At 71.1% G+C, this 13,996-nt stretch carries 13 protein-coding genes and 4 pseudogenes; 11 read left to right on the forward strand and 6 right to left on the reverse strand.

The genetic code is table 11. From position 1 onward, the window contains the following. The first annotated feature begins 95 nt into the window (after positions 1–95). The 4 genes from ACIBTU_RS08765 (at position 96) to ACIBTU_RS08780 (ending at position 5,353) form a co-directional block, all read left to right on the forward strand. Positions 96–1,436, forward strand: coding sequence for a uracil-xanthine permease family protein (locus tag ACIBTU_RS08765; RefSeq protein ID WP_399125256.1), 1,341 nt, complete (start codon positions 96–98; stop codon positions 1,434–1,436). Further along, positions 1,433–2,752 carry an amidohydrolase family protein gene (locus ACIBTU_RS08770; RefSeq protein WP_399125257.1) on the forward strand — a complete coding sequence of 440 codons (1,320 nt, stop codon included), beginning with the start codon at positions 1,433–1,435 and terminating at the stop codon, positions 2,750–2,752. Before ACIBTU_RS08765 ends, ACIBTU_RS08770 begins: the two co-directional genes overlap by 4 nt. Positions 2,753–2,964: 212 nt before the next feature. Beyond that, the gene (locus tag ACIBTU_RS08775; RefSeq protein ID WP_399125258.1) at positions 2,965–3,951 is read left to right on the forward strand and encodes an isopenicillin N synthase family dioxygenase; all 987 of its coding nucleotides are present in this window, start codon (positions 2,965–2,967) and stop codon (positions 3,949–3,951) included. A gap of 37 nt (positions 3,952–3,988) precedes the next feature. After that, the gene (locus tag ACIBTU_RS08780; protein ID WP_399125381.1) at positions 3,989–5,353 is read left to right on the forward strand and encodes a nucleobase:cation symporter-2 family protein; all 1,365 of its coding nucleotides are present in this window, start codon (positions 3,989–3,991) and stop codon (positions 5,351–5,353) included. Between the two features lie 117 nt (positions 5,354–5,470). On the opposite strand, the gene ACIBTU_RS08785 is transcribed toward ACIBTU_RS08780, so the two are convergent. Further along, positions 5,471–5,959, reverse strand: a complete 489-nt coding sequence (locus tag ACIBTU_RS08785) for a glutathione peroxidase (protein ID WP_399125259.1) — start codon at positions 5,957–5,959, stop codon at positions 5,471–5,473. Between the two features lie 152 nt (positions 5,960–6,111). Further along, positions 6,112–6,865: pseudogene (locus ACIBTU_RS08790) on the reverse strand (CobW family GTP-binding protein); the annotation flags it as partial. A gap of 148 nt (positions 6,866–7,013) precedes the next feature. Here ACIBTU_RS08790 and ACIBTU_RS08795 point away from each other — a divergent pair. From ACIBTU_RS08795 to ACIBTU_RS08805, 3 genes and pseudogenes are all read left to right on the forward strand, one after another. Beyond that, a complete protein-coding gene (locus ACIBTU_RS08795; RefSeq protein ID WP_399125260.1) occupies positions 7,014–7,508 on the forward strand; it encodes a GyrI-like domain-containing protein in 495 nt (164 codons plus the stop codon). 171 nt (positions 7,509–7,679) lie between these two features. Then, positions 7,680–8,072 carry a hypothetical protein gene (locus ACIBTU_RS08800; protein WP_399125261.1) on the forward strand — a complete coding sequence of 131 codons (393 nt, stop codon included), beginning with the start codon at positions 7,680–7,682 and terminating at the stop codon, positions 8,070–8,072. A 390-nt stretch (positions 8,073–8,462) separates the two neighbouring features. Continuing rightward, a pseudogene (locus tag ACIBTU_RS08805) lies at positions 8,463–8,846 on the forward strand (3-beta hydroxysteroid dehydrogenase); the annotation flags it as partial. Positions 8,847–9,331: 485 nt separating this feature from the next. Here the strand turns inward: ACIBTU_RS08805 and ACIBTU_RS08810 are convergent. After that, complete coding sequence (locus ACIBTU_RS08810) at positions 9,332–9,646, reverse strand: hypothetical protein (RefSeq protein ID WP_399125262.1); 315 nt, start codon at positions 9,644–9,646, stop codon at positions 9,332–9,334. 230 nt (positions 9,647–9,876) lie between these two features. Here ACIBTU_RS08810 and ACIBTU_RS08815 point away from each other — a divergent pair, with 230 nt between their 5' ends. Further along, on the forward strand, positions 9,877–10,533 hold the full coding sequence (locus ACIBTU_RS08815) for a DUF998 domain-containing protein (protein ID WP_399125263.1): 657 nt from the start codon (positions 9,877–9,879) through the stop codon (positions 10,531–10,533). Positions 10,534–10,668: 135 nt separating this feature from the next. On the opposite strand, the gene ACIBTU_RS08820 is transcribed toward ACIBTU_RS08815, so the two are convergent. Then, positions 10,669–10,992 (reverse strand): putative quinol monooxygenase, encoded by a 324-nt coding sequence (locus ACIBTU_RS08820; protein WP_399125264.1) that lies wholly within the window; start codon positions 10,990–10,992, stop codon positions 10,669–10,671. A gap of 100 nt (positions 10,993–11,092) precedes the next feature. Here ACIBTU_RS08820 and ACIBTU_RS08825 point away from each other — a divergent pair, with 100 nt between their 5' ends. The 3 genes and pseudogenes from ACIBTU_RS08825 (at position 11,093) to ACIBTU_RS08835 (ending at position 12,050) form a co-directional block, all read left to right on the forward strand. After that, positions 11,093–11,416 carry an ArsR/SmtB family transcription factor gene (locus tag ACIBTU_RS08825; protein ID WP_399125265.1) on the forward strand — a complete coding sequence of 108 codons (324 nt, stop codon included), beginning with the start codon at positions 11,093–11,095 and terminating at the stop codon, positions 11,414–11,416. A gap of 199 nt (positions 11,417–11,615) precedes the next feature. Next, positions 11,616–11,792, forward strand: a pseudogene (locus tag ACIBTU_RS08830) (hypothetical protein); the annotation flags it as partial. Between the two features lie 18 nt (positions 11,793–11,810). Beyond that, positions 11,811–12,050 carry an SUMF1/EgtB/PvdO family nonheme iron enzyme gene (locus tag ACIBTU_RS08835; RefSeq protein WP_399125382.1) on the forward strand — a complete coding sequence of 80 codons (240 nt, stop codon included), beginning with the start codon at positions 11,811–11,813 and terminating at the stop codon, positions 12,048–12,050. Between the two features lie 23 nt (positions 12,051–12,073). Here the strand turns inward: ACIBTU_RS08835 and ACIBTU_RS08840 are convergent. Together ACIBTU_RS08840 and ACIBTU_RS08845 are read right to left on the reverse strand one after the other, a co-directional pair. Then, a pseudogene (locus ACIBTU_RS08840) lies at positions 12,074–12,445 on the reverse strand (copper homeostasis protein CutC); the annotation flags it as partial. Continuing rightward, complete coding sequence (locus ACIBTU_RS08845; protein WP_399125266.1) at positions 12,442–13,965, reverse strand: M81 family metallopeptidase; 1,524 nt, start codon at positions 13,963–13,965, stop codon at positions 12,442–12,444. The pseudogene ACIBTU_RS08840 and the gene ACIBTU_RS08845, both read right to left, overlap by 4 nt. Positions 13,966–13,996 lie beyond the last annotated feature (31 nt).

The raw sequence follows: 13,996 nt of genomic DNA on the forward strand, positions 1-13,996 counted from the left end.
ACACCGGTCATGGCTGCAACGGCCGGTGGGTGTCCGGGTGCGGGGCTTGCCCGGGCGCTAACCAGCCGTCTTCCGCCGAGCTGTGAGGAGGAACGATGGCTGTTGTCGAGCATGCCGTCGCGCCCACGCACCAAGGACCCCACCCCGTCGACGTACGGCCGCCGTGGCGGCGCCTCGTGCCGCTGAGCCTGCAGCATCTGCTCGTCGCGTACGCGGGCATGGCCACGATGCCGCTGCTCGTGGGAACCGCGCTCCATCTGCCCGAGGACCGGATACGACTGCTCATCAGTGCGAACCTGCTGGTCAGCGGGGTCGCCACCGTGTTGCAGTCGCTGGGTCTGAAGTGGTTCGGGGCGCGGCTGCCGATCGTGATGGGTTCCACGTTTACCGCGATCACCCCCGCCATCCTCATCGGGCAGGAGCACGGGCTCGCCGCCGTGTTCGGGGCGACCGTCGTGTCCGGCCTGGTGACGCTGGCCGTCGCGCCGTGGTTCGGGCGCTGTCTGCATCTGTTTCCGCCGCTGGTCACCGGGACGGTCATCGCGGTCATCGGGTTCTCGCTGGTGCCTTCGGCGGCCGGTCTCATCGCCGGGGAAGGGGCCGGCGGCGGTGGCCGCGGGCTCGCGCTCGCCGCCGGGACCGTGCTGCTCGTGGTGGTCGTGGAGCGCGTCGCGCCGCCCGCGCTCGCCCGGTTCTCGGTGCTCCTCGCCATGGCCGTGGGCACCGTGGCCGCACTGCCGCTGGGACTGTTCGACGGGTCGGGGGTCGCGGACGCGCGCGTCGTCACGGCGCCCGATCCGACGGCTTTCGGGGCGCCCACGTTCGTGGTGCCGGCCATCGCGGCGATGCTTGTCGTGCAGCTCGTGAACATGGTGGAGTCCGTCGGCGACACCCTGGCGGTCGGCCAGATCGTCGGCCGCGGCGACGACGCGCCCACCGTCGTACGGGCACTGCGCGCGGACGGAGCTGCCACCGTGCTGTCGGGGGCGCTCGCCTCCTTCCCCATCGTGACGTTCGGGCAATCGGTGGGCCTGGTGAGCGTGACGCGCGTGAAGAGCCGTCACGTGGTGGCCCTGTCTGGTGTGCTGATGGTGGTGCTGGCGTTCGTGCCCGTGCTCGGGGCCGCCGTCGCCGCAGTGCCGGGACCGGTCCTCGGCGGGGTGTCGATCGTCATGTTCGGGACCGTGGGCGCCGTCGGGCTGCGCATCCTCGCGCGAGCCGATCTGACCGAGCCGCGGAATCTGCTGACCGTCGCCCTCGCCTTCGCGCTCGGCATGATCCCCCTCGGCGCGCCGGACTTCTACGCGCCGCTCCCCTCGTACCTGCGCACCGTCCTGGACAGCGGTATCGCCGTCACAGGGATCGTGGCGTTCCTGCTCAATCTGCTGTTCCACCACACGGGCGCGGCCCGTCCCCGGAAGGAGCCCGCCCGATGACTCTCGGGACGATCACGGACGTCACCGTCCACAGCGGGGGCCGCTGGCTGCCCGGGATGGATGTGCACATCGCCGACGGACGGGTCACGGCGCTCGCGACGCACGGCGAACTCCCGTGCAGCGGTGAGGTATTGGCCGGACACGGCGGACACCTGACGCCCGGCCTGGTCAACACCCACACCCACCTCTTCCAGGCGGGACTGCGCGGCATCGGCGAGGGACTCGGGCTGCTCGCGTGGCTGAGCGCCGTCGGCGAGGAGGCGACGCTCCTCACACCCGAGCGGGCCTACGCGACCGCTGCCGCCGCCGCGGCCGAAGCACTGCGCAGCGGCACCACCACGCTCGTCGAGCACATGTGGCCGCACCCGTCGCCCGGGGTGCACGACGCGGTACTGCGGGCCCTGAAGGACAGCGGCGTACGGGCCGTGCTGTGCCGGGGCGTCGCGGACCGGGCCGACCCGAGCCGCAAGTGGGGCTTCGATCCGCGGCTGATGCAGCCGTTGAAGGAGGCCCTCGCGCACACCGACGAGCTGATCGCGCAGGCGCGCGGCAGCCGGGTGGACGTCGGCGTGGCCGTGCCCAATCCGCGGTGTCTGACGCCGGAGGGCATGGGCGCCGTGCGCGCGTACGCCGAGGAGCGCGGGCTGCCCGTCTCGCTGCACCTGCTGGAGACCACGACGGACGACGCGATGTGCCGTGACCGTACGGGGGTCGGCGCCGTCGAGTATCTGGAGCGGGCCGGATTCCTGTGGGAGCGGCTGCTCGCAGTGCACTGTGTGGAGCTCGACGCCGAGGGGCGGGCCACCCTCGCCCGGCACGGCGTCGGTGTCTCGTACAACCCGCTGAGCAACATGCGGCTCGGCAGCGGGATCGCGCCGGTGCCCGAGATGCTGGAAGCCGGCCTGAGCGTCGGTCTCGGCGTCGACGGGGCCGCCAGCAACGACACACAGGACATCCTGGAGGCGCTGCGCATCGGCGCGTATCTGCAGCGGGCGGCGCACCGCCAGGCGGATCTGTTCGGGTTCCCCGAGATGTTCGCCATGGCGGCGGGCGGCGCGAACCGCGTGCTCGGGATCGAGGAGAACCCGGACGGCGGGGTGCGGGTGGGAATGCGCGCGGACCTCGTCCTGCACCGCTTCGACCGCGACTACGCCTGCCTCCCGGTCCGCGATCCGGGCGCGACGCTGTTGACGTGTGCGGGCAGCAGGACGGTGGCGGCCGTGCTGGTCGGGGGCGAGGTGCTGGTGCGCGACGGGGAGCATGTCCGGCTTCCGTCGCGGGAGCTGGCGGCGAACCTCGGCTTTACGGCCGCGTAACGCCGGGATCCTCACCGGTAACACACGCCATGCAGGCTGAACGCATCGCGTGCGGGCCCCGGCGAGCGGGGCCCGCGCCAGCCCACGGCGCCGGGCCCACGAAGGGGTCCGCCGTGACCGTGCACGCGGGCGTCTGAGTGCCCGTGCTGGGGATCGCAGGGGCGGTGACTGCATCCCGTACGCAACTCCGTGTCAGAGGAGCGACAGCCGCGATGACGAACACCACGTACACGCTCGACGAGTTGGCCAAGGAGACCCGCATGGGCGGGGCCGGGACGGAGACGTCCGCCCGGGAGATCCGGCGCATCGACCTCACCGACTTCGAGCGCCGCAAGGCGGAGATCACCGAGGAACTGTGGGCCGCCGCCACCGACATCGGCTTCTTCCAGCTGGTCAACCACGGCATCGAACCCGAGGCCGTGGACGGCGCGTTCGCCGATGCCGAGGCCTTCTTCGCCCTGCCGGAGCGGACCAAGGCGCGGCACGGCCTGAAGAAGGGGCTCAACTCCGGCTGGGAGTCGATGACCCAGGTGCGTCCCTCGATCGGGACGCCCGACCAGAAGGAGTCGTACCAGCTGACCCGTCCGCACATGGAGGGGCTGTGGCCGGACGACGTGCTGCCCGGGTTCCAGGAGCGTGTGCTGGCGTTCGAGGCGCGCTGCCGGGACCTGGCGATGCGGGTGCTGTCCTGCTTCGCGGACCGGCTGGGGCTGCCCGCGGGGTTCTTCGCGCGCGCCCACGACCCGGCGAGCCCGCGGTACCAGTCGACGCTGCGGATGCTGCACTACTTCGCCGTGCCCGACGACGCCGTGATCCCCGCGAACGTGTGGCGGGCCGGGGCGCACACCGACTTCGACTGCCTGACGCTGCTGTTCCAGCGAGAGGGGCAGGGCGGGCTGCAGGTGTGCCCGGGCAAGGAGGCCGAGGCGCAGGAGTGGACGCCGGTCGAGCCGGCGGACTCCGTGATCACCTGCAACATCGGGGACATGCTGATGCGGTGGAGCGACGACCGGCTCCCGTCGAACTTCCACCGGGTCAGGTCACCGGGACCTGACGAGGACCGGTCGGCCCGGCACAGCATCGCGTTCTTCGCGCAGGCCGACCGTGACGTGGTGATCGAGGGTCCGGAGGGCCGGTACCCGCCGATCACCGCGGCCGACTACATCCAGCAGCGGATCGCTGCCAACTTCGCCCGATAGACCCGATAGACCCGATAGAACGGTGGTTGATGTGACGATGCCTGCGAAGGGCGGACAGCGGGCCGGTTTCGGGCGGCTCGCGGTGCTGGGGCTCCAGCACGTGCTCGTGATGTACACGGGGTGTGTGACCGTGCCGCTGGTGTTCGGTGCCGCGGCCGGGCTCGATGCCGCGACGATCGCCGTCCTGATCAACGCCGATCTGCTCGTCGCGGGCGTCGTCACGATGATCCAGGGCGCCGGCGTGGGCCGCGTCCTCGGTGTGCGGATGCCGGTGATGGCCGGGGCCGCGTTCACCGCGGTGACGCCGATGATCCTGATCGCCGGGGAGTACGGGCTACAGGCGGTGTACGGGTCGATGCTCGCGGCCGGAGTGTTCGGGCTGCTGATCGCGTATCCGTTCGCGAAGGCGGTCCGCTTCTTCCCGCCGCTGGTGAGCGGCGTGGTGATCACGGTGGTGGGGCTCGCGCTGATCGGCGTGGGCGTGAACCTGGTCGTCGGGAACGACCCGAAGGCCGCCGATCACGCGGCGCCTTCGCGGCTCGCGCTCGCCGCGTTCGTCGTCCTCGTGATCCTGCTGGTGGCACGGTTCGGGCGCGGGTTCCTCGCTCAGACCGGTGTACTGCTGGGCCTGTTGGCCGGGACGGCGGTCGCCGTACCGCTCGGCCTGGTCGACTTCTCGGCGGCACGGACGGCGGACTGGATCGGGGTCAGTGCCCCGTTCCACTTCGGCGCCCCGGAATTCCCCGCGGTCGCCGTGCTGTCGATGTGCGTGGTGATGCTGGTTCTGTTCGCCGAGTCGACGGCAGATCTGATCGCGGTGGCGGAGCTGACCGGGAAGCGGCTGACCACCGCCGACATGGCGCGCGGGCTGGCGGCGGACGGGCTCTCCGGGGTACTGGGCGGCGTCATGAACGCATTCCTCGACACGGTCTTCGCGCAGAACGTGGGCCTGGTGACGATGACGAAGGTGCGCAGCCGGCACGTCGCGACGATCGCGGGCGGCATCCTCGTGGTCCTCGGCCTGGTGCCCAAACTCGGGGCGCTGGTCGCCGGGTTGCCGCAGCCGGTGGTCGGCGCGGCGGGGCTCGTGATGTTCGCGACGGTCGCCGCGGTCGGTATCGGCACGCTGCGCAAGGTCGACTTCGACGGCACGCACAACCTGCTGATCATCGCGGTGTCGATCGGCGTCGGCATGGCACCCGAGGTGGCCCCCGACCTGTACTCGCGCTTCCCCGACGGCGTCGGCATCGTCCTCGGTTCACCGGTGACCAGCGCGACGCTGCTGGCGTTCTGTCTGAACCTGGCGTTCAACGGCGGGGGTTCACGACGTGACGCCGGGCTCGTGCGGGCGCCGGTGGCAGAGGCGCGGCGCGAGGCGCCGGCGGGGCAGGCCGGAGTGTGATGACAGGCCCTGGGTCACGCGGCTACGGGGTTGTGTCCTTGTGGCTGACGGTGAGCCCCGCGCTGTTGGTTGATCTGCCGGACCGGCGGCCCATGCGACGGCGGCCGGCAGGCCGCCTCAGGCGGGAAGGATCTCCTCCAGCGCCTCTACGACTTCGTAGGAGTCCGGGGTGGTCTGGGGGGAGAAGCGGGCGGCGACGGTGCCGTCGGGGGCGATGAGGAACTTCTCGAAGTTCCAGCGGATGTCGCCCTTGTGCCCGTCCAGGTCCGCGGCACGCACGAGCTTCGCGTACAGGGGGTGCCGCCGAGGACCGTTCACCTCGACCTTTTCGGTCAGTGGGAAGGTGACGCCGTATGTGGACGAGCAGAACGCGGCGATCTCCTCGGGGGTTCCGGGCTCCTCCTCCGCGAACTGGTTGCAGGGGACGCCGAGGACGGTGAATCCCCGTGCCGCGTACTTCTTCTGGAGCTGCTCCAGCTCGGTGTACTGCCGGGTGAGGCCGCACTTGGAGGCGACGTTGACGACGAGGAGCGCCTTCCCGCGGTACTGGGAGAGGTTCGCGGGGCCGCCTTGGAGAGCGTCGATCCGGACTTCGTAGATGGACATGCCGGAGATGCTAGACGTCGCCCGGAATCCCCGGCTCACCGCGCCCGGTGGGCCGCCGGTGGTGCCGCCCGCATTACGGCCTCGCGGGAGGGGGTTCGGACCGGGCCGGGCGGCGCCGTGGCTGCCGGAGTTCGCCGCCCGACCCGGAGTCTTCAGAGGGTTGCCAGGGGTTCGGCGTGCTCGTGTACGCAGGTGTCGCCGATGCCGGAGGTGTCCCAGGCGGGGAACGGGTCGACGGGGGAGGGGCTCTCGCCCGGCGCCATGAGGCAGGCATTCAGGGCCGCATGCGGGGCGTCTCGGTCCAAGTCCGTCCCGATGAAGACCAGTTCCTGGGCATCGGTGGCGTCGGTGTCGCGGGCGGCGGACGGTTCGAACCGGGCGAGGGAGACCACGTCCCGGAGACCGAGGAGTACGGCAAATCGCCTCCACCGTCTTCCGCTCCCCACTCCCCTTCCAATCGGAGCGGTTGTGGACCTTCGTCACCCAGCAACGCCATTGAGTTCACGGACCCAGCCGGGCGCGGTCGAGATCGAAGAGGCGGGTGCCGATGACGTCGGCGGTGCGCACCTTGCCGTGGACGGCGGGGACGATGCGGGCGGAGGGGTTGAGCCGGGAGAGGGCGGCCCGGAGCCGGTCGGCCGTGGGTTCGTCGACGAGGTCGAGCTTGTTGACGACGATGACGTCCGCGAACTCGATCAGGTCCATCAGCAGGCCGCTGACGGTGCGCTCGTCGTCCTCGTACGGTGCGAGGCCGCGCTCGACGAGTTCGTCGCCGCTCGTCAGCTCCGGCAGGAAGTTCGCCGCGTCGACGACCGTGACCATGGTGTCCAGACGGGCGACGTCGCCGAGGGTGGCACCGTTGTCGCGGTCGAAGGCGAAGGTGGCCGCCACCGGCACCTGACCGGAGGAGTCGGCTCACCGGCCAACGCCACCGCCCTGCGCTGAGTAAGGGTGGGCCGACGGCCGAGCCCGCGAACTCGGCTCCCACCTTGCCTGTGGAGACACACGCCGCGTTACCGAATGTGTCCGACCGAGGGCAGCTACCGTGCTCGTCATGAGCAGTCATGAATCCGACAGCGCGGCCCGTGCCTCGGAGCCGGAGCTGGTGAATCTGGTCCCGGTGACGACCGCCGTCGTTCGCGGCGTCGTCCAGCCGGCCGATCTGCGGGACTTCTTCGACGCCTCCTTCGGGACCCTGGCCCGGACTCTGCACGCGCAGCAGGTCACCGTGTCGAGCCCCGCCTTCGGTCTCTACCGCGGAACGCCGGGGGAGAAGCTGGACCTGGAGGTCGGGTTCGTCACGGACCGGGCCGTGCGGCCGGAGGCGGGTGTGGTGGTTGGTTCGCTGCCCGGAGGCAGGGTCGCGCGGCTGACGCACTGCGGGGCGTTCGACGGTCTCCAGGCCTCCTGGGGGCGGCTGCACGACTGGATGTCGGCGCAGGGACTCTCCGGTGGACCGGACCGATGGGAGGTCTACGTCACGCAGCCTTCCCCGGACATGGACCCGCGCGATCTGCGTACCGAGCTCAACTGGCCCGTGCTGGACTGACGTCGTACTCCCCGGATTCCGCACGGGTGGGAGCGGCGGCTGGCGGTGGCGCGTTCGGAACAGGCCAGGAAAGCCGGGAGAGTTGTGTGCGGAGCGACCGGAGCGCGGCCCTGTAGGTCAGGATGAGGGAGGTGCGCCGGACGAAGGGGGAGAGCTGTGCGTCGGAGATCCATGGGTGTACTCGCCGTGATCGCGGGGGTGTTGGTCGGCTGCTCGGGTTCCGGCTCCGGTGAGCTCGATCCGGTCGTCGGTGAGTGGACAGCGGACGGTGCACAACCGGCGGGATACGACGACTTCGGGGACGCCGCTTCGATCGAGGTGGGCAAGGACGGCAAGGCCACCCTCGGTACGGCGCCCATGCGGCTGTGCGGGGCCGCCGAGGTGACGAGAAGGAAAGATCCTGGCGGTGGCGGCAAGCGTTTCCGCATCGCGTTTCCTCAGGGCTCGCAGTGCATCTCCGTCACGGTGCCGTCCAGCCTCGATGTCACGGTCGACGGGGATGCCTTGACCGCCACCCTCACCGGGTCGGCCGGCTCCCCGTACAGGTTCCGGCGCAGTGGATAGAACTGCGCCGGAATCGACTGCCGTCTGCCCCCTGGTGTCCCGTAAGCCGGGGCAGACTTCAGCGCGGCGTTCGCTGGACGCGATCAGCGGTTGGAAGACCGCGCCCTGTTGAGACGCGGGCGGGGGGGGGGGGGGGGGGGCGGGCCCCCCCCCCCCCGCCCCGCCCCCCCCCCGGCCCGGGGGGGGGGGGGGCGGCGCCCGCCCCCCCCCCCCCCCCCCCCCCCCCCCCCCCCCGCCTCGCACGCGACTTCAGCTTGAGGCGTTCGCACGGACGGGCCGGTCGGCGGGCGAAGCGTCTCGGTGGAGCGCGCCCTCGGCCTGGTCTCGGGGGGGGGGGGGGGGGGGGGGGGGGGGGGGGGGCGGCGCCCCCCCCCCCCCGCGCGCAACGAGGGCGACGGCGGGTTCGCCGGGCTCCTCACTCAGATCGCCCGCAGCACGGGCGTGGCCGGCTACCCGGGTGACGGCACCCAGCGCTGGCCCGCTGTGCACGCGCTCGACGCCGCCGTGCTGTTCCGGCTCGCCCTGGAGAAGGCCCCGGCCGGCACCGCCTGGCACGCCGTCGCCGACGAGGGCGACGCCGTACGGGACATCACCGCGGTCATCGGGCGGCGCCTCGGCATCCCCTCGGAGTCGGTGTCCGAGGAAAGCTTCGGCGCGCTCGGGCCGATCTTCGCGGCCGACCAGCCGGCGAGCAGCGCACACACCCGCGCAGCCCTCGGCTGGCAGCCGACCCGCCCGAGCCTCCTGGAGGACCTGGAGAAGGTTCAGCCCTGAGGCCCGGCCGACTCCGTTAGCCCCGTGTGCCGTGGGACTCGGCGGCGATCGCGCGCAGCCCCCGTAGGCCGTACTCGATGACGGGCTCGGGCTGCGGGGCGAAGTGTGGGGGAGCGGTTGCCCGGGGTTGCTGGGGCGCGGCTGCGTCGGGTCCTCGCCCTCGTACAGCTTGGGGTCGAAGCTGTTCCGCATCGAGAACACGGAGGGGCAGTCGAGGCCGCGCCCAAGATACCGAAGTACTCGCTGCCGGAGAGCGGGCGGGCCGTGTGCTGCACGCCGTTTCCCGTAGACGCCGCGCAGGGTGGTGCGGGCGTGTTCGGTGCCACAGAGTGGCCACCGCTCATGAGAATTGCCCACGGAGTCTGAGATCCCAAAAGGGGCTCGGGACTGACGGTGGAAGACCCCCGTTGGAGGCGATCACGACCGAGACCGGGGGAGATCGTTGGTAATCCCAAATCACCAGCTACCTAGATCAGAGGCCCTCTTTAGTCGCCTTGGAGGTGGAGTTCAAGGCTTGCGGATTCCGTGCAACGCTCGGCGAGCGCGCGGATCTTCTCCAGGATGTCCCTCTCGCGCTGCTCCTTCGCGAGGTCACGGGTGGTGTCGACCTCGGAAATGAACTGAGGCATATCCGCCGAGGTAAGGATCTGGGTGCGGTACGGGTCGACGCGGTTGAGTGTCGGCAGACTGCTGTTCACGCACAGGGCGGAGAACAGGTCCGCCCCGTCCTGTACGAAGTCCACCGTGGTCAGCCGTCGCTTCTTGGGGCTCGTCCCCTGACGCGTGACCTGCATCAGCACTACGTCAACACCCATTACCCATGCCACTTCCAGGATCTGGGACCCTCACCCGGGACGCCGGTTGTGGCACCAGGATTCTGTCCACGATCAGGACGGCGTTCGCCCTGACACCCCGGGATCGTTTCACCTGTGACCAGTGGTCACAACACGGTCCTTAGGGGAGTTGATCAGGGCCTTCTCGGGGGCGACCCCCGATGCGGGTGGCGCTGCCCCGACCATACGGTCACATCATGATCACTCCGAAAGGTCACCACCTCAGCAGGTTGCTCGCCCCCGCCGTATGGGCCGCCGTCGTCCTGGCCGTGAGCGCGGCCCTGTGGGCACCTTCGGACACGGATCCGAACCTCAGCCCGTTCTCCCAGACCGTCAGCGACTTCGCCGCCCTGGACCGGGGCGGTCCGATCGAGACCACCATGGCGCTGCTCGGTCTGGTGTCGCTCCTGCTGCTGGGAGTGGCATGGCGGCGGTTCTCAGCCGTACGCGGACTGCCCTCCGTCCTGCTTGCCGTCTGGGGTCTGGGGCTGCTGCTCGCCGCCGTGGTGGAGACCGATCCGCTGACCACGCAGCTGAGCGGATCGGCGTATGTGCACCGCTATGCCTCCGTCGCGGCGTTCGCCGCGCTGCCGGTCGCCGGGCTGATCCTGGCCCGGCGTCTCGGTACCGAACCGCAGGCGAGCGGAACGGTGCGATGGTTGCGGGTGCTGTCGTGGGCCGCGCTGGCCGGCGCCGCGGTGATGGCGTATTCGGCGGGTCCGGGCGGCCGGGAACTGATCGGTCTGGTGGAACGGCTGTTGCTCGGCTGCGAGGTGGCCATGCTCGGTGTGTTCGGCCGGTATGTGCAGGCTCGCACGCCGACCGCTCGCGCCGAGCAGGAAACCACGCTCTGAGCGAGCAATGCTCGGGCCGGGCTGCGGCGTTCCGCGTTCAGCCCCGTCCCTGTGACTGTGGGGTCTGGTCTGCCTGGCGGAGGCAGGGGATTTCCGGGGCGGGCCCCGGCGCCACCAGGGGGCAAGAGGCGCTCCTCAGGCCGCCGTTGCGGCGTGGGGGTAGGGGCTGTGCATGGTGAGGAAGCGGATGTCAAGGTCGGTCTCCAGGTAGTCCATGCGTTGCTCCCAGAAGGCCCGCATGTGCGGGAGGGTCAGGTGGGCATCGAGATCGGCCTGGGAGCGCCACGCCTCGTAGAAGACGAAGACACCGGGTTCGCCCTGGTCTTCGTGGAAGTGGTACTCCAGGCATCCGGGTTCCTGCCGGGTCGGCTCGACGAATGAGAGCAGGAGCTGTTTCAACTCTTCGGCGCGCTCCGGCTTGGGTCGGGCGGTTCCTACGAGCGTGAACGGCTGGGGCATGGAGTTCGCCTCTCGGGTAGGTATGAAGAAGGTCGTACCTTCGGCACGCTAGTAGGCGCACGAGGTACGATGCAAGCCGTACCTAGCGGAGGTGAGTCCGATGCCCGACGAGGAAGGCCACCCGGCCGTCGAGGAGATGAAGCTCGGCCGCGTACTCTCCGCGCTGGCCGACCCGTTGCGCCGCCAAGTGGTGCGAGAGCTGGCCGCCGAGCCCGACGGCACGGCGCGGAAGTGCAGCTCCTTCGGGCTGCCGGTCTCCAAGGCGACACTCACGCACCACTTCCGAGCCCTCCGCGAGGCCGGGCTGATCCGGCAGGTCGCCCGGGGCAACAGCCGGATGGCCACCCTGCGCCGGGTCGAGCTGGAGCAACGGTTTCCCGGACTGCTGGCCCTCATGACGGCCGAGTCGGAGGAGCACGTCTGAGTGCGGCAGTTCCGCGATGCCCGGTGCCCTCACGATCAGCCACTCCGGCCCGCAACGCCGAAGTGAAGCTCCGTAAGGCGCCTTCCGTCCGCGCCTCGTCCTCGTCGAGTGGCATGTCCCCACCGTGGGGCCGCAACGGGGAGATCTCCAGAGCCGAATCGCCCACCGCAAACTGGCACCACGCGCACCGCGCGTTGGCGTGCACCAGCCTCACCGGCTCCCTCGCCAACCGCCTCGGACCGGACACGCAGCATGTTGCCGGCCTCTGGGCCGCGGCTCTGCTGCCCGACGGCGTACGCGGCGCCCGCCCGGTGCCGGAGAACCGTGGTGGCGGGAGGTCGCCCGTGAGGACTGGCGCCGCCCGGCAGGCCCCGGATCGGACATCGTCGACCCTATGGACTACCCGGTGGTCCATGTCGCCTGGCGTGACGCCCGCGAGCCTGGCGGGACGCACCGGATGAACGTCTGGCAGGGCGAGTTCCCCTTCCGCGGGGACCGCAAGGTGATGCGCGGTGGCTCCTACCTCTGCCACGACAACTACTGCTTCCGCTACCGCGTGGACGCCCGCAGCTCCGACACCCCCGACAGCAGCGGCGGCAACATCGGCTTCCGCTGCGTCGCGGAAACAGGCTGACCAGTAACAGGTCCTCAGGGCCCGACCACGCCGGCGGCGCCGGAGGCGATCACGGACCGGACCTCGGCGACCATCAGGGCGATCTCCTCGGCGTCGTGGACGAAGTCGCCCGGTCGGCAGCGGACCAGGACCTGCACCGGCAGGCCTACGGCGGCGACCGCCTCGACGAGGGCGGCCGACGGGGTCAGACCGCCCAGTTCAAGGCCGGTGCAGAGTTCGACACGATCGGCTCCGTGGTCGAGGGCGACACGGGCACCGGCCGGTGAGGTGACGGCGATCTCCAGAGAGGGTCGGCGGACCGGTCCGGGAACCCCGGCGGCCGCCACCGGTGCCGGGGCCCGGCCCGCCCCGTCGGCCCGGGGCGGGCCGACGGGACGGGTGGCGTGGTCAGTCATTCGTCGTCCCCGGTGAGCGGCTGGTCGGAGGCCGGGATGACACGGGCCGTCAGGTCGGGGTCGGCCATGTCGCGGTCGAAGGGGAACATCGGGCGGCGGATGCGGCGGTGGCCGAGGCGCAACAGGTCCTGGTCGACACCTCCCGGAGTGAGGGCCATCTTCCAGCCGACCGACATGTCGAACAGCTCGGGCTCCAGGTAGCCGATCTTGACGATCACGATGTCGGCAGAGCGCGGGTGGAGGCCGAGGTCAGTGAAGTCGTGCTCGTGGTGGTAAGGCTTGCGCAGCCTGGTGAGGATCGCGTACACGCTGCCGACCCGGATGACGACCTCGGTCTCGGCGTCCCGGTCGCCGTGCCGGATCGCGTGGACCACGCCGGTGAGGGTGACGGGGCCGGCGTGCCGGTCGTCGACCTCGGCGCCGGCGGTGACGGTGACGGTGGCACCGACCCCGGCGGCGACGGCGGTCTCGATCGCGGCGGGGCCGGGGACCGAGGCGTAGATGACGGTCGGCCCGTCCTCCTTCTGGAACTCGGGGCGCTCCAGCAGCCGGGTCAGGCCCCAGGTGACGTCACCGGCGCCGCCCGCGGTGGGGTTGTCGCCGGTGTCGCTGATGAAGTACGGCCGTTGGTCGGAGGCGAGGGCCTCGTCGAGGAGTTCGTCGTAGGTGCCGGTCGGGGCGACGAAGTCGAAGTCGTGGCGGGCGGCCCAGACACCTCGGGCAAGTCGTTCGGCCCCGGCCGAGACCGCCGCCGTGTCGTCGCCGGTGACGACCACGACGGCGCGGTTGCGGGGCTCGTCGGCCCAGGCGTAGCCGACCCAGATGGCGGCATCCGTCACGCCGTCGGCGGCCTCGACCTCGTCGACCGCCGCGTACACGCTCTTCGCGGGTTCGATCCGGGTGGAGGTCTGCTCGCCGGCCAGGAGCACCGGGACCGGGATCCACGCCTTGACCGGGCGGGGGGCGCCGGACGTCAGCAGGCCGACCAGGTTGCGGACGGCACGCTCCTTCGTCTCCATGTGGTCCTCGTGCGGGGCCATCCGGTAGCACGTGATCAGGTCGCTGCTGTGGGCGAGTTCGCGGGAGACGTTGCCGTGCAGGTCCATCGAGGTGGAGATGATCACGTCGGGGCCGAGGGTGGCGCGTATCCGCTTCAGCAGCACGGCCTCGGCGTCGTCGATTCCCTCCACGGTCATGGCGCCGTGGATGTCGTACCAGAGGCCGTCCAGCGGGGGCAGCGCGGCGAGGCGCTCGATGAGCTCGTCGGTGAGCGCGGTCCAGGCGGCGGCGGTGACGGTGCCGCCGGGCAGTGACTTGCCGACCAGAGCGCCGTGCCACTCGGCGGCCTCACGCAGTGCCTGGCCAGGGGTGAGGAAGGGGTACCGGTCGAAGATCTCGGTGCCGCGCGACGGGTGGAAGGCGGGGGCTTCGGTGCGGGCCGGGGAGAAGGTGGACGACTCGATGCCGAGCCCGGCGACGGCGATGACCGGGCGGGCGGCGGGGGCGGGGGTGTGCGACATGGCTCCTCGGACGGGGTGTGGGTGCGTGAGG

The sequence above is a fragment of the Streptomyces sp. NPDC050145 genome, assembly GCF_044460245.1.
Classification (GTDB): Bacteria; Actinomycetota; Actinomycetes; order Streptomycetales; family Streptomycetaceae; genus Streptomyces.